Raw genomic sequence first — 15,048 nt, 5'->3', positions numbered from 1 at the left:
AGCCACGAGCCCCCACGAGGCGGGAGCCGCGAGGCACGCCGCAAGGAGTCAGCACCGAAGCCGGAGGCCCAAGCCGCGAGCCGCGAGCCACGAGCCGCCAGGCACGAGCCGCGAGCCACGAGGCACGAGTCGCAAGCCGCGAGCACCCAGGCCCGGAGGTGCGAGGCTCTTGGGACGTTGCGAGGGTGGAGGGATGTTGGTGGTGGATTCTCGAGTTGGCCGGCAGTTGGAGGCGATCCGGGAGGTCGTGGAGGTCGGGCGGGAGCTCAGGATTCCGGTGTGGCTTCGGGGCGGTTGGGCCATGGACTTCTACCTCGGGAAGGTGACCCGGCCGCACTTGGACGTTGACTGGTTCGTCTGGGGCGACGAGGTGCAGCAGTTGGCTGAGGAGCTGGTCAGCCGCGGTTGGACGCTCCTTCCCGAGCCTCCGCACGACCGACAGATGGACCTGGTGAAGGACGACGTAGAACAGAGCCTCACCCTGCTCGCCCGCAACGAAGCCGGCCACCCTGTGGTAGCCGCCGGCCCCTCAGCCGGCGAACCCTGGCCCGAAACCATGCTCGACGGCCCACCCGGCTCCCTGGCCGGCATCACATGCCCCATCATCACCCCGGAGTCCCAGATCGAGCTGAAACGCATGTACCCGATCTGGATCCCCACCCTGAAACGCCGCCCAAAAGACGCCACCGACATAGCCCACCTCCAAGCCGCCCTCAACACCCAAAAGCAAGCATCAGCCAGTCAGCCGCCCCAAACGGACCGGGAACAGCGACCCGCCGGACGCTGACGGCGCAACAGCATCGCCGAGCAGGCGCCGAGCAAAGCGGCAGCCGGAACCCGCCGAAGCCTGGCCGCGCGGCAGGATCGGTGAATAGCCGAGGCGGGCAGACCGGGAGCTGGCCCCCGCCGGACTCTGACGGCGCCGCAGGATCGTTGAGCAGGCGGGTGGGCAGAGCGGGAACCGCGACCCCGCCGGACTCTGACGGCGCGGCAGGATCGCTGAATAGGCGCCGGGCAGACCGGGGGCCGGGACCCGCCAGAGTCTGACGGCGCGGCAGGCGCGGAGATCTGCTGCCTTGAGCCGCGGCAGTCCCGGTGAGTAGGCAAGGTTCGGGCGGGGAGGGCCATTCGGAGGTATCAAGCCTGACGGCCTTTGAATGGCCCTCCCCGCCCGAACCGTCCCCCACGCGAACAACCGCACCCACCCACGGCCTGTTTTTGGGTAGCAAAAAAGAAACGCCCACCCGGAATCCCGGGTGGGCGTTTCTCGACGTTAAGTCCGGCGGCGTCCTACTCTCCCACACCCTCCCGAGTGCAGTACCATCGGCGCTGGAGGGCTTAGCTACCGGGTTCGGAATGTAACCGGGCGTTTCCCCTCCGCTATGACCACCGAAACAGCCATCAGCAGAACCAACCAGCAACCCGGTGATTGTTCACCAACCGGGGTGGTTGTTCGTTTGCTGTGAATCACACAGTGGACGCAAGCAGAAAATTTAGGGTGGTTAAGCCCTCGGCCTATTAGTACCGGTCAACTCAACACGTTACCGTGCTTACATCTCCGGCCTATCAACCCAATAGTCTCTTGGGGGCCTTACCCACTCAAGGTGGTGGGATACCTCATCTCGAAGCGAGCTTCCCGCTTAGATGCTTTCAGCGGTTATCCCTTCCGAACGTAGCCAACCAGCCGTGCCCTTGGCAGAACAACTGGCACACCAGAGGTTCGTCCGTCCCGGTCCTCTCGTACTAGGGACAGCCCTTCTCAAGTATCCAACGCGCACGGCGGATAGGGACCGAACTGTCTCACGACGTTCTAAACCCAGCTCGCGTACCGCTTTAATGGGCGAACAGCCCAACCCTTGGGACCTGCTACAGCCCCAGGATGCGACGAGCCGACATCGAGGTGCCAAACCATCCCGTCGATATGGACTCTTGGGGAAGATCAGCCTGTTATCCCCGGGGTACCTTTTATCCGTTGAGCGACACCGCTTCCACACGCAAGTGCCGGATCACTAGTCCCGACTTTCGTCCCTGCTCGACCCGTCAGTCTCACAGTCAAGCTCCCTTGTGCACTTACACTCAACACCTGATTGCCAACCAGGCTGAGGGAACCTTTGGGCGCCTCCGTTACCCTTTAGGAGGCAACCGCCCCAGTTAAACTACCCACCAGACACTGTCCCTCGACCCGATCAGGGCCGCAAGTTAGATACCCAAACCCAACAGAGTGGTATTTCAACAACGCCTCCACCCGAACTGGCGTCCGAGCTTCACCGGCTCCCACCTATCCTACACAATCGAATTCAGATACCAATGTCAAGCTATAGTAAAGGTCCCGGGGTCTTTCCGTCCTGCCGCGCGTAACGAGCATCTTTACTCGTACTGCAATTTCGCCGGGCCTGTGGTTGAGACAGTGGGGAAGTCGTTACGCCATTCGTGCAGGTCGGAACTTACCCGACAAGGAATTTCGCTACCTTAGGATGGTTATAGTTACCACCGCCGTTTACTGGCGCTTAAGTTCTCCGCTTCGCCCCGAAGAGCTAACAGGTCCCCTTAACGTTCCAGCACCGGGCAGGCGTCAGTCCATATACATCGTCTTACGACTTGGCATGGACCTGTGTTTTTAGTAAACAGTCGCTTCCCCCTGCTCTCTGCGGCCATACCACGCTCCACCAGCAAGTGGCTTCACGCGTCCGGCCCCCCTTCTCCCTAAGTTACGGGGGCAATTTGCCGAGTTCCTTAACCACAGTTCACCCGTCGCCTCGGTATTCTCTACCTGACCACCTGTGTCGGTTTAGGGTACGGGCCGCTCGAAACATCGCTAGAGGCTTTTCTCGGCAGCATAGGATCAATGACTTCACCAGAACGGCTCGGCATCACGTCTCAGCCTCAATGGTGTGCGGATTTGCCTACACACCGGCCTACACGCTTACCCCGGCACAACCACCGGCCGGGATCATCTACCTTCCTGCGTCACCCCATCACTAAACTACTACCCGTGAAGGTCCTGGCCGCCGCCGGCTCAGACCGAAGTCCTCACCAGTTTTGGGCAGTTAGTACCACGAGGTTCGTCTTGGGCGTTTCTTTGCGGGTACGGGAATATCAACCCGTTATCCATCGACTACGCCTCTCGGCCTCGCCTTAGGCCCCGACTCACCCAGGGCGGATTAGCCTGGCCCTGGAACCCTTGGTCATCCGGCGGAAGGGGTTCTCACCCTTCATTCGCTACTCATGCCTGCATTCTCACTCGTACAGCGTCCACGGCTGGATCACTCCGCCGCTTCACCCGCTGCACGACGCTCCCCTACCCATCCACACTAGGTGTGAATGCCACAGCTTCGGCGGTGTGCTTGAGCCCCGCTACATTGTCGGCGCGGAACCACTTGACCAGTGAGCTATTACGCACTCTTTAAAGGGTGGCTGCTTCTAAGCCAACCTCCTGGTTGTCCATGCGATCCCACATCCTTTTCCACTTAGCACACGCTTAGGGGCCTTAGCTGGCGATCTGGGCTGTTTCCCTCTCGACTACGAAGCTTATCCCCCGCAGTCTCACTGCCGCGCTCTCACTTACCGGCATTCGGAGTTTGGCTGATTTCAGTAAGCTTGTGGGCCCCCTAGACCATCCAGTGCTCTACCTCCGGCAAGAAACACGCGACGCTGCACCTAAATGCATTTCGGGGAGAACCAGCTATCACGGAGTTTGATTGGCCTTTCACCCCTAACCACAGGTCATCCCCCAACTTTTCAACGTTGGTGGGTTCGGTCCTCCACGCAGTCTTACCCACGCTTCAACCTGCCCATGGCTAGATCACCCCGCTTCGGGTCTAGAACATGCGACTAAAAACGCCCTATTCAGACTCGCTTTCGCTACGGCTACCCCACACGGGTTAACCTCGCCACATGCCACTAACTCGCAGGCTCATTCTTCAAAAGGCACGCCATCACCCCGAAAGGCTCTGACGGATTGTAGGCGAACGGTTTCAGGTACTATTTCACTCCCCTCCCGGGGTACTTTTCACCATTCCCTCACGGTACTTGTCCGCTATCGGTCACCAGGAAGTATTCAGCCTTACCAGGTGGTCCTGGCAAATTCACAGCAGATTCTAGGAGTCCGCTGCTACTCGGGAACACCACAAGGAGGTCATACACTTTCGTCTACCGGGCTCTCACCGTCTACGGCTGGCTTTCCCACACCATTCGACTAGCATAAGACTTTGTAACTCCTTGAGAGACTGTCAGATCTCTCCAGTAGGTCCCACGACCCCGACTACGCAACCCCTGACAGGTATCACACGTAACCGGTTTAGGCTAGATCCGCTTTCGCTCGCCACTACTCACGGAATCACGGTTGTTTTCTCTTCCTACGGGTACTGAGATGTTTCACTTCCCCGCGTTCCCCTCACATGCCCTATGAATTCAGGCATGGATGACACGACATGACTCGTGCCAGGTTTCCCCATTCGGACACCCTGGGATCACAGCTAGGTTGACAGCTCCCCCAGGCCTATCGCGGCCTCCCACGTCCTTCATCGGCTCCTGGTGCCAAGGCATCCACCGTTCGCCCTTGACAACTTAACCACAGAAAACAAGATGCTCGCGTCCACTGTGTAATTCTCAACCAACGACCAACCCACAACCTGCTCAGCCAACCACCAGCATCCTCAAAGAGAACCGGTATGGAAGGCCAGGCCGTGCCTGGCATTGAAGACCAACCACAAAGGGTTGTTCTTTCAGATACCCAACAGGGTGCTTACCGCTTCCACCAGCCGCACCAGCTCCTGTTCCTTCGCGGAAAACCGCGTGTACTAAGAGAGCCGGCCGTTGCCGGTTTGAGCTAGCCAGTGTCTCCGCCTATGAGCACCCCGGTTCGTCATTCGCGAACCGCGGGCCACTGTCACCTTTCGGTGAGAGTTGCTCCTTAGAAAGGAGGTGATCCAGCCGCACCTTCCGGTACGGCTACCTTGTTACGACTTCGTCCCAATCGCCAGCCCCACCTTCGACGGCTCCCTCCCACAAGGGGTTAGGCCACCGGCTTCGGGTGTTGCCGACTTTCGTGACGTGACGGGCGGTGTGTACAAGGCCCGGGAACGTATTCACCGCAGCGTTGCTGATCTGCGATTACTAGCGACTCCGACTTCACGGGGTCGAGTTGCAGACCCCGATCCGAACTGAGACCGGCTTTTTGGGATTCGCTCCACCTTACGATTTCGCAGCCCTTTGTACCGGCCATTGTAGCATGCGTGAAGCCCTGGACATAAGGGGCATGATGACTTGACGTCATCCCCACCTTCCTCCGAGTTGACCCCGGCAGTCTCCCATGAGTCCCCAACTGAATGCTGGCAACATGGGACGAGGGTTGCGCTCGTTGCGGGACTTAACCCAACATCTCACGACACGAGCTGACGACAGCCATGCACCACCTGTGAACGGCCCCGAAGGACCCTACATCTCTGCAGGATTTCCGTACATGTCAAACCCAGGTAAGGTTCTTCGCGTTGCATCGAATTAATCCGCATGCTCCGCCGCTTGTGCGGGCCCCCGTCAATTCCTTTGAGTTTTAGCCTTGCGGCCGTACTCCCCAGGCGGGGCGCTTAATGCGTTAGCTGCGGCGCAGAGAACCGGAGAGGTCCCCCACACCTAGCGCCCAACGTTTACAGCGTGGACTACCAGGGTATCTAATCCTGTTCGCTCCCCACGCTTTCGCTCCTCAGCGTCAGTATCGGCCCAGAGACCCGCCTTCGCCACCGGTGTTCCTCCTGATATCTGCGCATTTCACCGCTACACCAGGAATTCCAGTCTCCCCTACCGAACTCTAGCCTGCCCGTATCGAATGCAAGCCCGAAGTTGAGCCTCGGGTTTTCACATTCGACGCGACAAGCCGCCTACGAGCTCTTTACGCCCAATAAATCCGGACAACGCTCGCGCCCTACGTCTTACCGCGGCTGCTGGCACGTAGTTGGCCGGCGCTTCTTCTGCAGGTACCGTCACTTACGCTTCGTCCCTGCTGAAAGAGGTTTACAACCCGAAGGCCGTCATCCCTCACGCGGCGTCGCTGCATCAGGCTTCCGCCCATTGTGCAATATTCCCCACTGCTGCCTCCCGTAGGAGTCTGGGCCGTGTCTCAGTCCCAGTGTGGCCGGTCGCCCTCTCAGGCCGGCTACCCGTCGTCGCCTTGGTAGGCCATTACCCCACCAACAAGCTGATAGGCCGCGAGTCCATCCCAAACCGAAAAACTTTCCACCCAACACCATGCGGTGCCAGGTCATATTCGGTATTAGCCCCCGTTTCCGAGGGTTATCCCAAAGTCTGGGGCAGGTTACTCACGTGTTACTCACCCGTTCGCCGCTCGAGTACCCCGAAGGGCCTTTCCGCTCGACTTGCATGTGTTAAGCACGCCGCCAGCGTTCGTCCTGAGCCAGGATCAAACTCTCCAACAAAATCTGTTGAAAAACATGAGTCCCGGCAACAAAATGTTGCCAAAGGAATCTCCCACCCATCCCGAAGGACAGGCCGGGGTATTGCCATAATTGGCACTGGCTTTTCAAGCACCCTGTTGAGTTCTCAAAGAACAACCGCACACCATCAAACGCTCCGCTTTCGCGGCCCGCCCTCCGGGGCACTCGCTCTACTTTACCCGCCATTCCCAGATCGTCAAATCCGCGTTTCGCAACCCGAATTCAACCGACACCGAGAATCCGCACGACCGAAGATCGCGCGATCTTGATGGTAGGTTTTCCGTCAGGACGGCCGCTCCGGGCCCCTCGCGGGTCCCGTCTCGCTCGCCCGTCTCCCTGGCGGCTCGGAAAACATTACTCCCCCACCCCCGCAACGCCAAATCCGCAGCCCTGAGACGGCCGTCACACCACAATGTCCGGCTAAATCCTCAAGTGGCGGGCCGCGCGGACGTGCGCGCAGGGCGTATAACCAGCAGCATGCGCACTCAGGAGCTGGCCGACATGCTGCGAGAGGTGCCGGGCACCGAGGTGACCGCCGGCCCGGGTCTGGTCACCGTGCACATCCCCGCGATCGGGGACACCGCGCGGATCGCCTTCCGCGACGTGCTGGACGCCGACTGGGTGCACGTCCCGACCGGCGCGCCGGCGGTGCAGATCGACCTGAAGCGCAAGCGTCAGTCCCTGCCGCTGATCGTCACCGTCGACGATGTCGTGTTCACCCCGGCGTACGCCGACGACGTGATCGATCCGGAGGACGAGCTGCTGGTGCCGGCCATGCCCAGCCTGATCGGCTATGCGGAGATGCACCGGGACGTGCGGGCGCTCGGCAAGGCGCTCGACGACCCGAAGATCGACCTGGCGCCGACCATGCTGGCGGCCACGCTCACCGCGCACCGCTGCTTCCTGGCCGGCGCGGTCCGGGTCGGGCTCTGGCCGGTGCGGGTGGCGGCCTGGTGGGAGTACACGTCGGCGCGCTCGGCGAGCCAGGTGCGGATGGCCCGGTTCCGCGAGGACCCGCGGTGGGACGAGCTGATGGACGGGGTGCGGGAGGCCCGCCGGCACACCGAGGAGGAGGCCGCCGCCCGGCGACAGGGTCACCAGGCGACGGCGCACCAGGGGTACTGAGGGCGTACCGAAAACTCAGCGGACCTATTGGTCGGCGGTCTGCAACGCGCCCACGTTCCGGTTGGCCGGGCGCGGCAGGCCGTAGTGCTCCCGCAGCGTCCGTCCGGTGTACTCGGTCCGGAAGAGACCGCGGTCCTGGAGGATCGGCACCACCTGGTCGACGAAGTCGGTCAGGCCGGACGGCAGCACCGGCGGCATGATGTTGAAGCCGTCGGCCGCCCCGGAGGTGAACCACTTCTCGATCGCGTCCGCGACCTGCACCGGCGTGCCGGCGAAGGTCAGGTGGCCGCGGCCGCCGCCGAGCCGGGCGATGATCTCCCGGACCGTCAGGTTCTCCCGGCGACCGAGGTTGACCACCAGCGTGCGGCGGCTCTTGGCACCCTCGATCTCGTCCTCCTCCGGCAGGGAGTCCGGAAGCGGCGCGTCGAGACGCAGCTCCTCGGGGGAGATGCCGAGGAGCCCGGCGAGCTGGGTGAGCGCGAACTCGGGCCGGATCAGCCGGTTGAGTTCGGCTTCCCGCTCCCGTGCCGCCTCCTCCGAGGAGCCGATGATCGGCACGATGCCGGGCAGGATCTTGATGTGGTCCGGGTCGCGGCCGTACTCGACGGCCCGTCGCTTCAGGTCGTCGTAGAACTCCTGCGCGTCGGCGAGGGTCTGGTGCGCGGTGAACACCGCCTCGGCGTAGCGCGCCGCGAAGTCCCGGCCGTTCTCCGAGGAGCCGGCCTGGACCAGGACCGGGTGGCCCTGCGCCGACCGCGGTACGTTCAGCGCCCCGGCGACCTTGTAGAACCGCCCCTCGTGCGCCGGCGGGTAGATCTTGGCGTCGTCCCCCCAGATCCCGCTCTCCTTGTCGGCGAGCACCACGTCGTCGTCCCACGAGTCCCAGAGCTTGAGGGAGACGTCGACGAATTCCGCGGCGCGCTCGTAGCGCTCCTTGTGCGCGGGCAGCTCGTCGAGGTTGAAGTTGCGGGCCGCGTCCAGGCCGGCGGTGGTGACGATGTTCCAGCCGGCCCGGCCGCCGCTGATGATGTCCAGCGAGGCGAACCGGCGGGCCAGGTTGTACGGCTCGTTGTAGGTGGTCGAGGCGGTGGCGATCAGCCCGATCCGGGAGGTGGCCCCGGCCAGCGCGGTGAGCAGCAGGGTCGGCTCCAGGACGCCGGAGGGGCGCCGCCCGACCTGGTCCCAGAGCACCGGGCCGTCGGCCAGGAACAGCGAGTCCAGCTTGCCGCGCTCGGCGATCCGGGCGATGTTCTTGAAGTGCTCGACGTCGAGGTCGGCGTAGGGGTCGCTCTCCGGCAGGCGCCAGGCGGCTTCGTGATGCCCGACGCTCATCACGAAGGCGTTGAGGTGCAGCAGACGGGTCATCACTGCACCTGCGGGGTGTAGTGGGTGGCCTCGTCGCCCTCGAGGATGTAGCTCTTGGTGCCGTCCAGGCTGACCGGGACGTCCCCGGCGACGGTGACCCGGTGCAGCTTGCGGGCCAGGTCGCCGTAGTCGTCGGCGGCGTAGTGCTGGGTGCTGCGGTTGTCCCAGACGACGATGTCGCCGACCTGCCACTTGTGCCGCAGGGTGTTCTCCGGGCGGGTCACGTAGTGCTGGAGCAGGCGCAGGATGTCTCGCGACTCGGTCTTGGACAGGCCGAGGATGCCGGTGACGAAGTTGCCGATGAACAGGTTCGGCTGGCCGGAGTCCGGGTTGACCCGGACCACCGGGTGCGCGGTGCGGTAGCGGGTGGAGACGAAGACCTTGTGGTACTCCTCCACCTCGGCCGAGCGGAACTGCGGGTGCTCGGCGTAGTCGTACTCGTTGGAGTGCTCGGCCCAGGCGCGGTCGGCCAGCAGCCGCAGGTGCTCCGGCAGGTCGGCGTAGGCGGCCGCGGTGTTGGAGAACAGGGTGTCGCCGCCGTACGGCGGGATGACCAGGCTGCGCAGGGTGGTGGCCTTCGGCGGGGCGACCACGAAGGTGACGTCGGTGTGCCAGGCGTTCGCCCGGGCGCCCTCGCCGCCGGCCACCTCCAGCACGTTGGCCTGGCCGTCGACGGACGGGACGGTCGGGTGCGCCAGGGTCAGCTCACCGAAGATCGAGGCGAACCGCTGGTGCTGCTCGTCGTCCAGGTGCTGGCCGCGGAAGACCAGCACCTTGTGCTCGACCAGGGCCTCGTGGATCTCCTTGGCGACCACGTCGTCCAGGGGACGGGAGAGGTCGACGCCGGCCACCGAAGCGCCGATCCGGCCACCGATCCGCGTGATGTCGATACTCATGGGAACCTCCGATTACTAGTTGGTGCGCCAGGTCGAGAAGCGGCGCTCGGTGACGATCAGGAGCTGGTTGACGATCAGGCCGATGGCGGAGATGGTGATGATTCCGGCGTACATGTCGGGGACCGCGAAGTTGTACTGGGCGTAATTGATGAGGTAGCCGAGTCCGGCTTTGGCGCCGACCATCTCGGCCGCGATCAGAATCAGGATCGAGTACGCCCCGGCGAGCCGGATGCCGGTGAAGATGGTGGGCACCGCCGCGGGCAGGATGACCTTCTGGAACAGGCGCAGCGGGCCGAGTCCGAGCGAGCGGGCCGACTTGATCAGCAGCGGGTCGACGGTACGGACGCCGCTCACCGTGTTGAGCAGGATCGGCCAGGCGCACGCGTACAGGATGATCGCGATCTTGGAGGTCTCGCCGAGACCGAGGATCAGCACGAAGACCGGGAGGATGGCCAGCGCCGCCGTGTTCCGGAAGACCTCCAGGAGCGGGCTGAGCAGGTTGGCGACCGGTTGGTACCAGCCGATCAGCAGGCCGAGCGGGATGGCGATGACGATCGCGAGACCGAACCCGGCCAGCGATCGGGTCAGGCTGGCCTGGGCGTGCTCCAGCAGTTCGCCCGACTTGACCAGCTCCCACCAGGCCGTCAGGACCTCGGAGAGCGGCGGCAGGAAGGTCGCGTCGACCACGCCCAGCCGGGGCAGGACCTCCCAGACGGCGGCGAGCGCGATGATCGCGATCGACCTGGTCAGGATGGTCCCGGCGAATCGGAGGGGGCGGCGGCGGGCGGCCGCCGGCTGCGGCGCGAGGGTCGCCACGGCCGGCTCGAGCAGGGCGGAGCTAGACACGGGAGGCCTCCAGTTCCAGGGTGCGGGCCTTACTGACCTCGTCGCGCAGCAGGCTCCAGATCTCGTGCCGGTAGTGCGCGAACTGCGGGTCGGACCGGACGTCGTCGGACTGCTCCAGGCGCGGGATGCCCACCACCTGCTTGATCCGGCCGGGCCGGGAGGTCATCACCGCCACCCGCTGTCCGAGATAGACCGCCTCCTCGATGCCGTGCGTGATGAAGACGACGGTCTTGCCGGTCTTCTCCCAGATCCGCAGCAGCTCGTCCTGCAGCCCGTCCCGGGTCTGCGCGTCGAGCGCCGCGAACGGCTCGTCCATCAGCAGCACGTCCGGGTCGAAGGCGAGGCTGCGGGCGATCGCGACGCGCTGCTTCATGCCGCCGGAGAGCTCGTGCGGGTAGCGGTCGTGGAAGCCGGCCAGGCCGACCAGGTCGAGGTACTCCCGGGCCCGGGCGGCACGCTCCTTGCGGGGCACGTTCTTGGCCTCCAGGCCGAACTCGACGTTGCCCTGCGCGGTACGCCACGGGAGCAGCGCGTACTGCTGGAAGACCACGCCGCGGTCCAGGCCCGGCCCGGTGACCGGTTTCCCGTCGATCAGGATCCGGCCGGTGGACGGCTCGGCGAGGCCGCCGAGCAGGTCGAGGAGGGTGGACTTGCCGCAGCCGCTGGGCCCGACGATGACCAGGAACTCGCCCGTCTCCACGGTCAGGTTGATCTCCTGGAGAGCGGTGACCTTGGTACCCCGGGCCTCGAAGACCTTGCCGACGTTCTCGAAGACGATCATGACGCGGCGCTCGCGTTGTACTCGTTGGTGTAGATGTCGGTGGCCTTGACGTCCTTCTTCAGCTCGCCGGCCCGGTCCAGCCAGTCGATCCAGGTCTGGAACTCCTTCTCGGCGATGACGCCGCCCGTGCCGGCCACGCCGGAGCTCTTCCAGTACTGCAACGCCGAGGTGTCCTCGCTGCGTCCGCGCTTCTTGACGATCTCCTGGAACTTGGCGACGACCTGGTCCCGCGGCGTGGTGCGGGCCCACTCGATGGCCTTGCCGACGCCGGTGACGAAGGTCTTCACGGTGTCCGGGTTCTTCTTGATGAAGTCCTCGCGGAAGATGTAGCTGCCCGCGGTGAACTGGCCGAGCAGCTCGAAGTCGGTGAAGAGCGGGTGGATGCCGCCCCGCTCGAGCGCCTTGTCGCGCAGCGTGCCGCCGAGCGTGCCGGCGTCGAGCTGCTTCTGCCGCAGCGACTGCTCGGTATTCACCGGCGGCACCACGACCAGCTCGACCTGCTTGATCTCGTCGTCGGTCAGCCCGTTCCGGGTCAGGTAGGTCTTGATCACCGCTTCGTGGTGCGCGCCGAGCGTGTTCACGCCGATCTTCTTGCCGATCAGGTCGCGAGCGCTCTTGATCGGGCTGCCGTCGAGCACGTAGTAGCCGTTGAAGGTGTCCTTGTCGACGCCGTAGTAGCCGATCACCGCCTTGATCGGCGCGCCGTTGGCCTTGAGCTTGACGATCGCGCCGTTGAACGCGCCGCCGAAGTCGGTGTCGCCGGTGGTGGCCGCCTGGATGTCCTGCGGGCCGCTGGTGGTGTTGCCGATCCACTTGAGCGTCACGTCGTTCAGGTAGCCCAGGTCGGCGGCCAGCTCGGGCAGCGTCACCGCGCCCACGCTGCCTTGATATCGCAATTCCTTGACCTGTTTGTCGGCGGCCGCGGCGCCGCTGTCACCGCATGCGGAAAGTCCGGCGACGGTCAGCAGCGCGCCGCTGAGCAGTCCGGCCAGCGCGATTCGGCGGGTGGTCATGAATGCTCCTCAGGGGTCATCGGACGGCATTCGTCGAATGCCGCCGGAAAAGAGAGCGGAAAAGAGAAAGGCACATTTCGCGTACGACTACAGCGGCTGCTCCGCCGTCACACACTCAACAGGCGCAGGTGCACACCCGGAGGTAGTCGACGAAGCGGCGCCGGGTGAGGCACTTGCTTCGGCTCATGCCTAGGAACGTAAACGGTCGGCGACGCCGCGTCAGCGCCTTTGTGACCCAGGTCACATACATTTCCCATAGGGTGAGTGGGATATCGGAGCGAGAAAAAGGGCGGGAGCGCGTCGTGCGCTCCCGCCCTCTCAGAGAAACCGCAGGTCAGTCCTCGCCACCGAAGTCCTCGAAGACCTCCTCGACCGCCTCACCGACGAAGTAGCCGGCGGCCAGGCCACCCACCGCGCCGAGGGCGGCGCCGCCCAGGCCGCTGCCGTGGTGGCCGTGCCGGTAGTGCCCGTGGTGCGAGGGGCCGTGCCCGTAACCGGGCGGCGGGGGCGGCGGGTAGCCCGGCGCGCCGTAGGCGCCGTGGCCGGGAGCGCCGTAACCCGGGCGGGCCTTGTGCCGGTCGACCGCCTGGCGGACCCAGCCGTCGACCACGGACCGCCAGTCGGTGGTGTCCGCGTCGTGGTGCGACACCGTGTAGCGCCCGTAGGTGTCGTGACCGCTGGAGAACATGCCGCCGCGCTTGTCGAACTCCAGCACCACCTCGACCTGGTGCGGGCTGGTCACGAAGGTCAGCTCGACCTCGTTGACCGCGTGCGCGTACTGCGGGGCGGGCCAGTACTCGATCTCCTGGTAGAACGGGAGGGTCTGGTGGACGCCGTAGATCTGCCCGTACTCCAGGTCGGCGGACTTGAAGCGGAAGCCCAGCTGGCCGAAGGCGTCGAGGATCTTCTGCTGGATCGGCAGCGGGTGCACGTAGACCGGGTCGAGGTCACCCTTGTCCAGGGCCCGGGCGATGGACACCTCGGTGCGCACGCCCATCACCATGCCGCGCAGCTGCTGCCCGTACGCCGTGGTCACCGGGGTCTCCCACGGCATGTCGATCCGGAACGGGATGGACAGCTGCTGCCCCGGGTGCAGACGGGTGCGCCCGGCCACGGTGACCCGGAAGAAGTCACCGGTGGTCGAGTAGTCACCGCCGCCGCCCTCCACCTCCATCCGGGTGACCAGGGCCAGCGTGATGTGCTCGATGTCCGCTTCCTGAGTGCCGCCGGTCAGGTTGACCTGACCGGTCAGCGGAGCTCCCGGATAGGTGCTCGGGTTGCTCAGCACGGTGTCGACACTCGGACCGCCAACACCCATGGCGCCCAGCAACTTCTTGAAGACCACGATCTCTCCTGTGGTTCGTAAGGTCCTCGGAAAACTAACAAGACCGCCTGAACGGTGGCTGTGAAGAACAGCCGATCTTGCAGGGCAGCCTACGACCATCGTGCAAGGTCGGGGAGCCGCCGGCACCGGTCGGGTCACCCGGACGAGGCGGTCGCCGGGCACGAGAAGGGCGGCTCACCGCGTACGGAAAGCCGCCCTTGATCGTGAAGTGATTACTTGATGAGACCGAGGCCCTGCACGGCGGCCCGCTCCTCCTGGAGCTCGGCGACCGAGGCGTCGATCCGGGCACGGGAGAACTCGCTGATCTCCAGGCCCTGGACGATCTCCCACTTGCCACCCTTCGAGGTGACCGGGAACGACGAGATCAGGCCGGCCGGCACGCCGTAGGAGCCGTCCGAGACGATCGCGGCCGAGGTCCAGTCGCCCTCGGCGGTCCCGTTCACCCAGGTGTGCACGTGGTCGATCGCGGCGGACGCGGCCGAGGCGGCCGAGGACGCGCCGCGGACCTCGATGATCTCGGCGCCGCGCTTGGCGACCCGCGGGATGAACTCGTCGGCGAGCCAGGCCTGGTCGACCAGGTCCTTGACCGGGCGGCCGGCGGCCTCGGCGTGGAAGACGTCCGGGTACTGCGTGGCGGAGTGGTTGCCCCAGATGGTGACCTTGCGCAGCTCGGCGACCGGCACCTGCAGCTTGGCCGCGAGCTGTGCCAGCGCGCGGTTGTGGTCGAGCCGGGTCATCGCGGTGAACCGGTCGGCCGGGACGTCCGGCGCGTGCTGCTGGGCGATCAGCGCGTTGGTGTTGGCCGGGTTGCCGACCACCAGGACACGCACGTCGGAGGCGGCGCCCGCGTTGATCGCGGCGCCCTGCGGGCCGAAGATGCCACCGTTCGCCTCGAGCAGGTCGCCGCGCTCCATGCCCTTGGTCCGCGGGCGGGCGCCGACCAGCAGCGCCACGTTGACGCCGTCGAAGGCGGCCTTCGGGTCGTCGAACACGTCGACGCCGGCGAGCAGCGGGAACGCGCAGTCGTCGAGCTCCATCGCGGTGCCCTGAGCGGCCTTGGTGGCGGCCGGGATCTCCAGCAGGCGCAGCCGGACCGGTACGTCCGCGCCGAGCAGGTGACCGGAGGCGATGCGGAACAGCAGCGCGTAGCCGATCTGGCCGGCTGCGCCCGTCACGGTGACGGTGACCGGTGTCTTAGTCATGAGTTCTATCTCCCGAGGTTGAGGCA

The 15,048-nt window shown here is 64.9% G+C and carries 9 protein-coding genes and 3 rRNA genes; 2 read left to right on the top strand and 10 right to left on the bottom strand.

The window, feature by feature from the left end:
- Positions 1-193 precede the first annotated feature (193 nt).
- Complete coding sequence (locus tag BJY16_RS20250; protein ID WP_185041155.1) at positions 194-787, top strand: nucleotidyltransferase domain-containing protein; 594 nt, start codon at positions 194-196, stop codon at positions 785-787.
- A gap of 490 nt (positions 788-1,277) precedes the next feature.
- Here BJY16_RS20250 and rrf read toward each other — a convergent pair.
- The 3 genes from rrf to BJY16_RS20235 form a co-directional block, all read right to left on the bottom strand.
- A 5S ribosomal RNA gene (gene rrf / locus BJY16_RS20245) occupies positions 1,278-1,394 on the bottom strand.
- A gap of 104 nt (positions 1,395-1,498) precedes the next feature.
- Positions 1,499-4,572 (bottom strand): 23S ribosomal RNA (locus tag BJY16_RS20240).
- A 344-nt stretch (positions 4,573-4,916) separates the two neighbouring features.
- Positions 4,917-6,431, bottom strand: a 16S ribosomal RNA gene (locus BJY16_RS20235).
- Together the 16S, 23S and 5S rRNA genes form the textbook arrangement of a ribosomal RNA operon.
- A gap of 495 nt (positions 6,432-6,926) precedes the next feature.
- Between BJY16_RS20235 and BJY16_RS20230 the strand changes: the two genes are divergently transcribed.
- Positions 6,927-7,574 carry a hypothetical protein gene (locus tag BJY16_RS20230; protein ID WP_185041154.1) on the top strand — a complete coding sequence of 216 codons (648 nt, stop codon included), beginning with the start codon at positions 6,927-6,929 and terminating at the stop codon, positions 7,572-7,574.
- A 24-nt stretch (positions 7,575-7,598) separates the two neighbouring features.
- Here BJY16_RS20230 and BJY16_RS20225 read toward each other — a convergent pair whose 3' ends face one another.
- From BJY16_RS20225 to BJY16_RS20195, 7 genes are all read right to left on the bottom strand, one after another.
- Positions 7,599-8,939, bottom strand: a complete 1,341-nt coding sequence (locus BJY16_RS20225; RefSeq protein ID WP_185041153.1) for an LLM class flavin-dependent oxidoreductase — start codon at positions 8,937-8,939, stop codon at positions 7,599-7,601.
- Positions 8,939-9,835 (bottom strand): TauD/TfdA dioxygenase family protein, encoded by an 897-nt coding sequence (locus BJY16_RS20220; RefSeq protein WP_185041152.1) that lies wholly within the window; start codon positions 9,833-9,835, stop codon positions 8,939-8,941. The genes BJY16_RS20225 and BJY16_RS20220 overlap by 1 nt, the downstream gene beginning before the upstream one ends.
- 15 nt (positions 9,836-9,850) lie before the next feature.
- A complete protein-coding gene (locus BJY16_RS20215) occupies positions 9,851-10,681 on the bottom strand; it encodes an ABC transporter permease (RefSeq protein ID WP_185041151.1) in 831 nt (276 codons plus the stop codon).
- Complete coding sequence (locus tag BJY16_RS20210; protein ID WP_185041150.1) at positions 10,674-11,462, bottom strand: ABC transporter ATP-binding protein; 789 nt, start codon at positions 11,460-11,462, stop codon at positions 10,674-10,676. The genes BJY16_RS20215 and BJY16_RS20210 overlap by 8 nt, the downstream gene beginning before the upstream one ends.
- Positions 11,459-12,475 carry an ABC transporter substrate-binding protein gene (locus BJY16_RS20205; protein WP_185041149.1) on the bottom strand — a complete coding sequence of 339 codons (1,017 nt, stop codon included), beginning with the start codon at positions 12,473-12,475 and terminating at the stop codon, positions 11,459-11,461. The genes BJY16_RS20210 and BJY16_RS20205 overlap by 4 nt, the downstream gene beginning before the upstream one ends.
- A 334-nt stretch (positions 12,476-12,809) precedes the next feature.
- A complete protein-coding gene (locus BJY16_RS20200; protein ID WP_185041148.1) occupies positions 12,810-13,820 on the bottom strand; it encodes a sporulation protein in 1,011 nt (336 codons plus the stop codon).
- Positions 13,821-14,032: 212 nt separating this feature from the next.
- Entirely contained in the window at positions 14,033-15,022 is a 990-nt protein-coding gene (locus BJY16_RS20195) for a malate dehydrogenase (RefSeq protein WP_185041147.1), read from the bottom strand.
- Between the last annotated feature and the right edge of the window lie 26 nt (positions 15,023-15,048).

This window comes from Actinoplanes octamycinicus (assembly GCF_014205225.1).
Taxonomy (GTDB): Bacteria; Actinomycetota; Actinomycetes; order Mycobacteriales; family Micromonosporaceae; genus Actinoplanes; species Actinoplanes octamycinicus.
This window is presented reverse-complemented; position numbering and strand designations above follow the sequence as displayed.

Bases quoted from the DNA above. Each gene is read 5' to 3' on its own strand.
- BJY16_RS20210 (WP_185041150.1), bottom strand. From the start codon at position 11,462: ATGATCGTCTTCGAGAACGTCGGCAAGGTCTTCGAGGCCCGGGGTACC.
- BJY16_RS20250 (WP_185041155.1), top strand. From the start codon at position 194: ATGTTGGTGGTGGATTCTCGAGTTGGCCGGCAGTTGGAGGCGATCCGG.
- BJY16_RS20220 (WP_185041152.1), bottom strand. From the start codon at position 9,835: ATGAGTATCGACATCACGCGGATCGGTGGCCGGATCGGCGCTTCGGTG.
- BJY16_RS20230 (WP_185041154.1), top strand. From the start codon at position 6,927: ATGCGCACTCAGGAGCTGGCCGACATGCTGCGAGAGGTGCCGGGCACC.
- BJY16_RS20225 (WP_185041153.1), bottom strand. From the start codon at position 8,939: ATGACCCGTCTGCTGCACCTCAACGCCTTCGTGATGAGCGTCGGGCAT.
- BJY16_RS20205 (WP_185041149.1), bottom strand. From the start codon at position 12,475: ATGACCACCCGCCGAATCGCGCTGGCCGGACTGCTCAGCGGCGCGCTG.
- BJY16_RS20195 (WP_185041147.1), bottom strand. From the start codon at position 15,022: ATGACTAAGACACCGGTCACCGTCACCGTGACGGGCGCAGCCGGCCAG.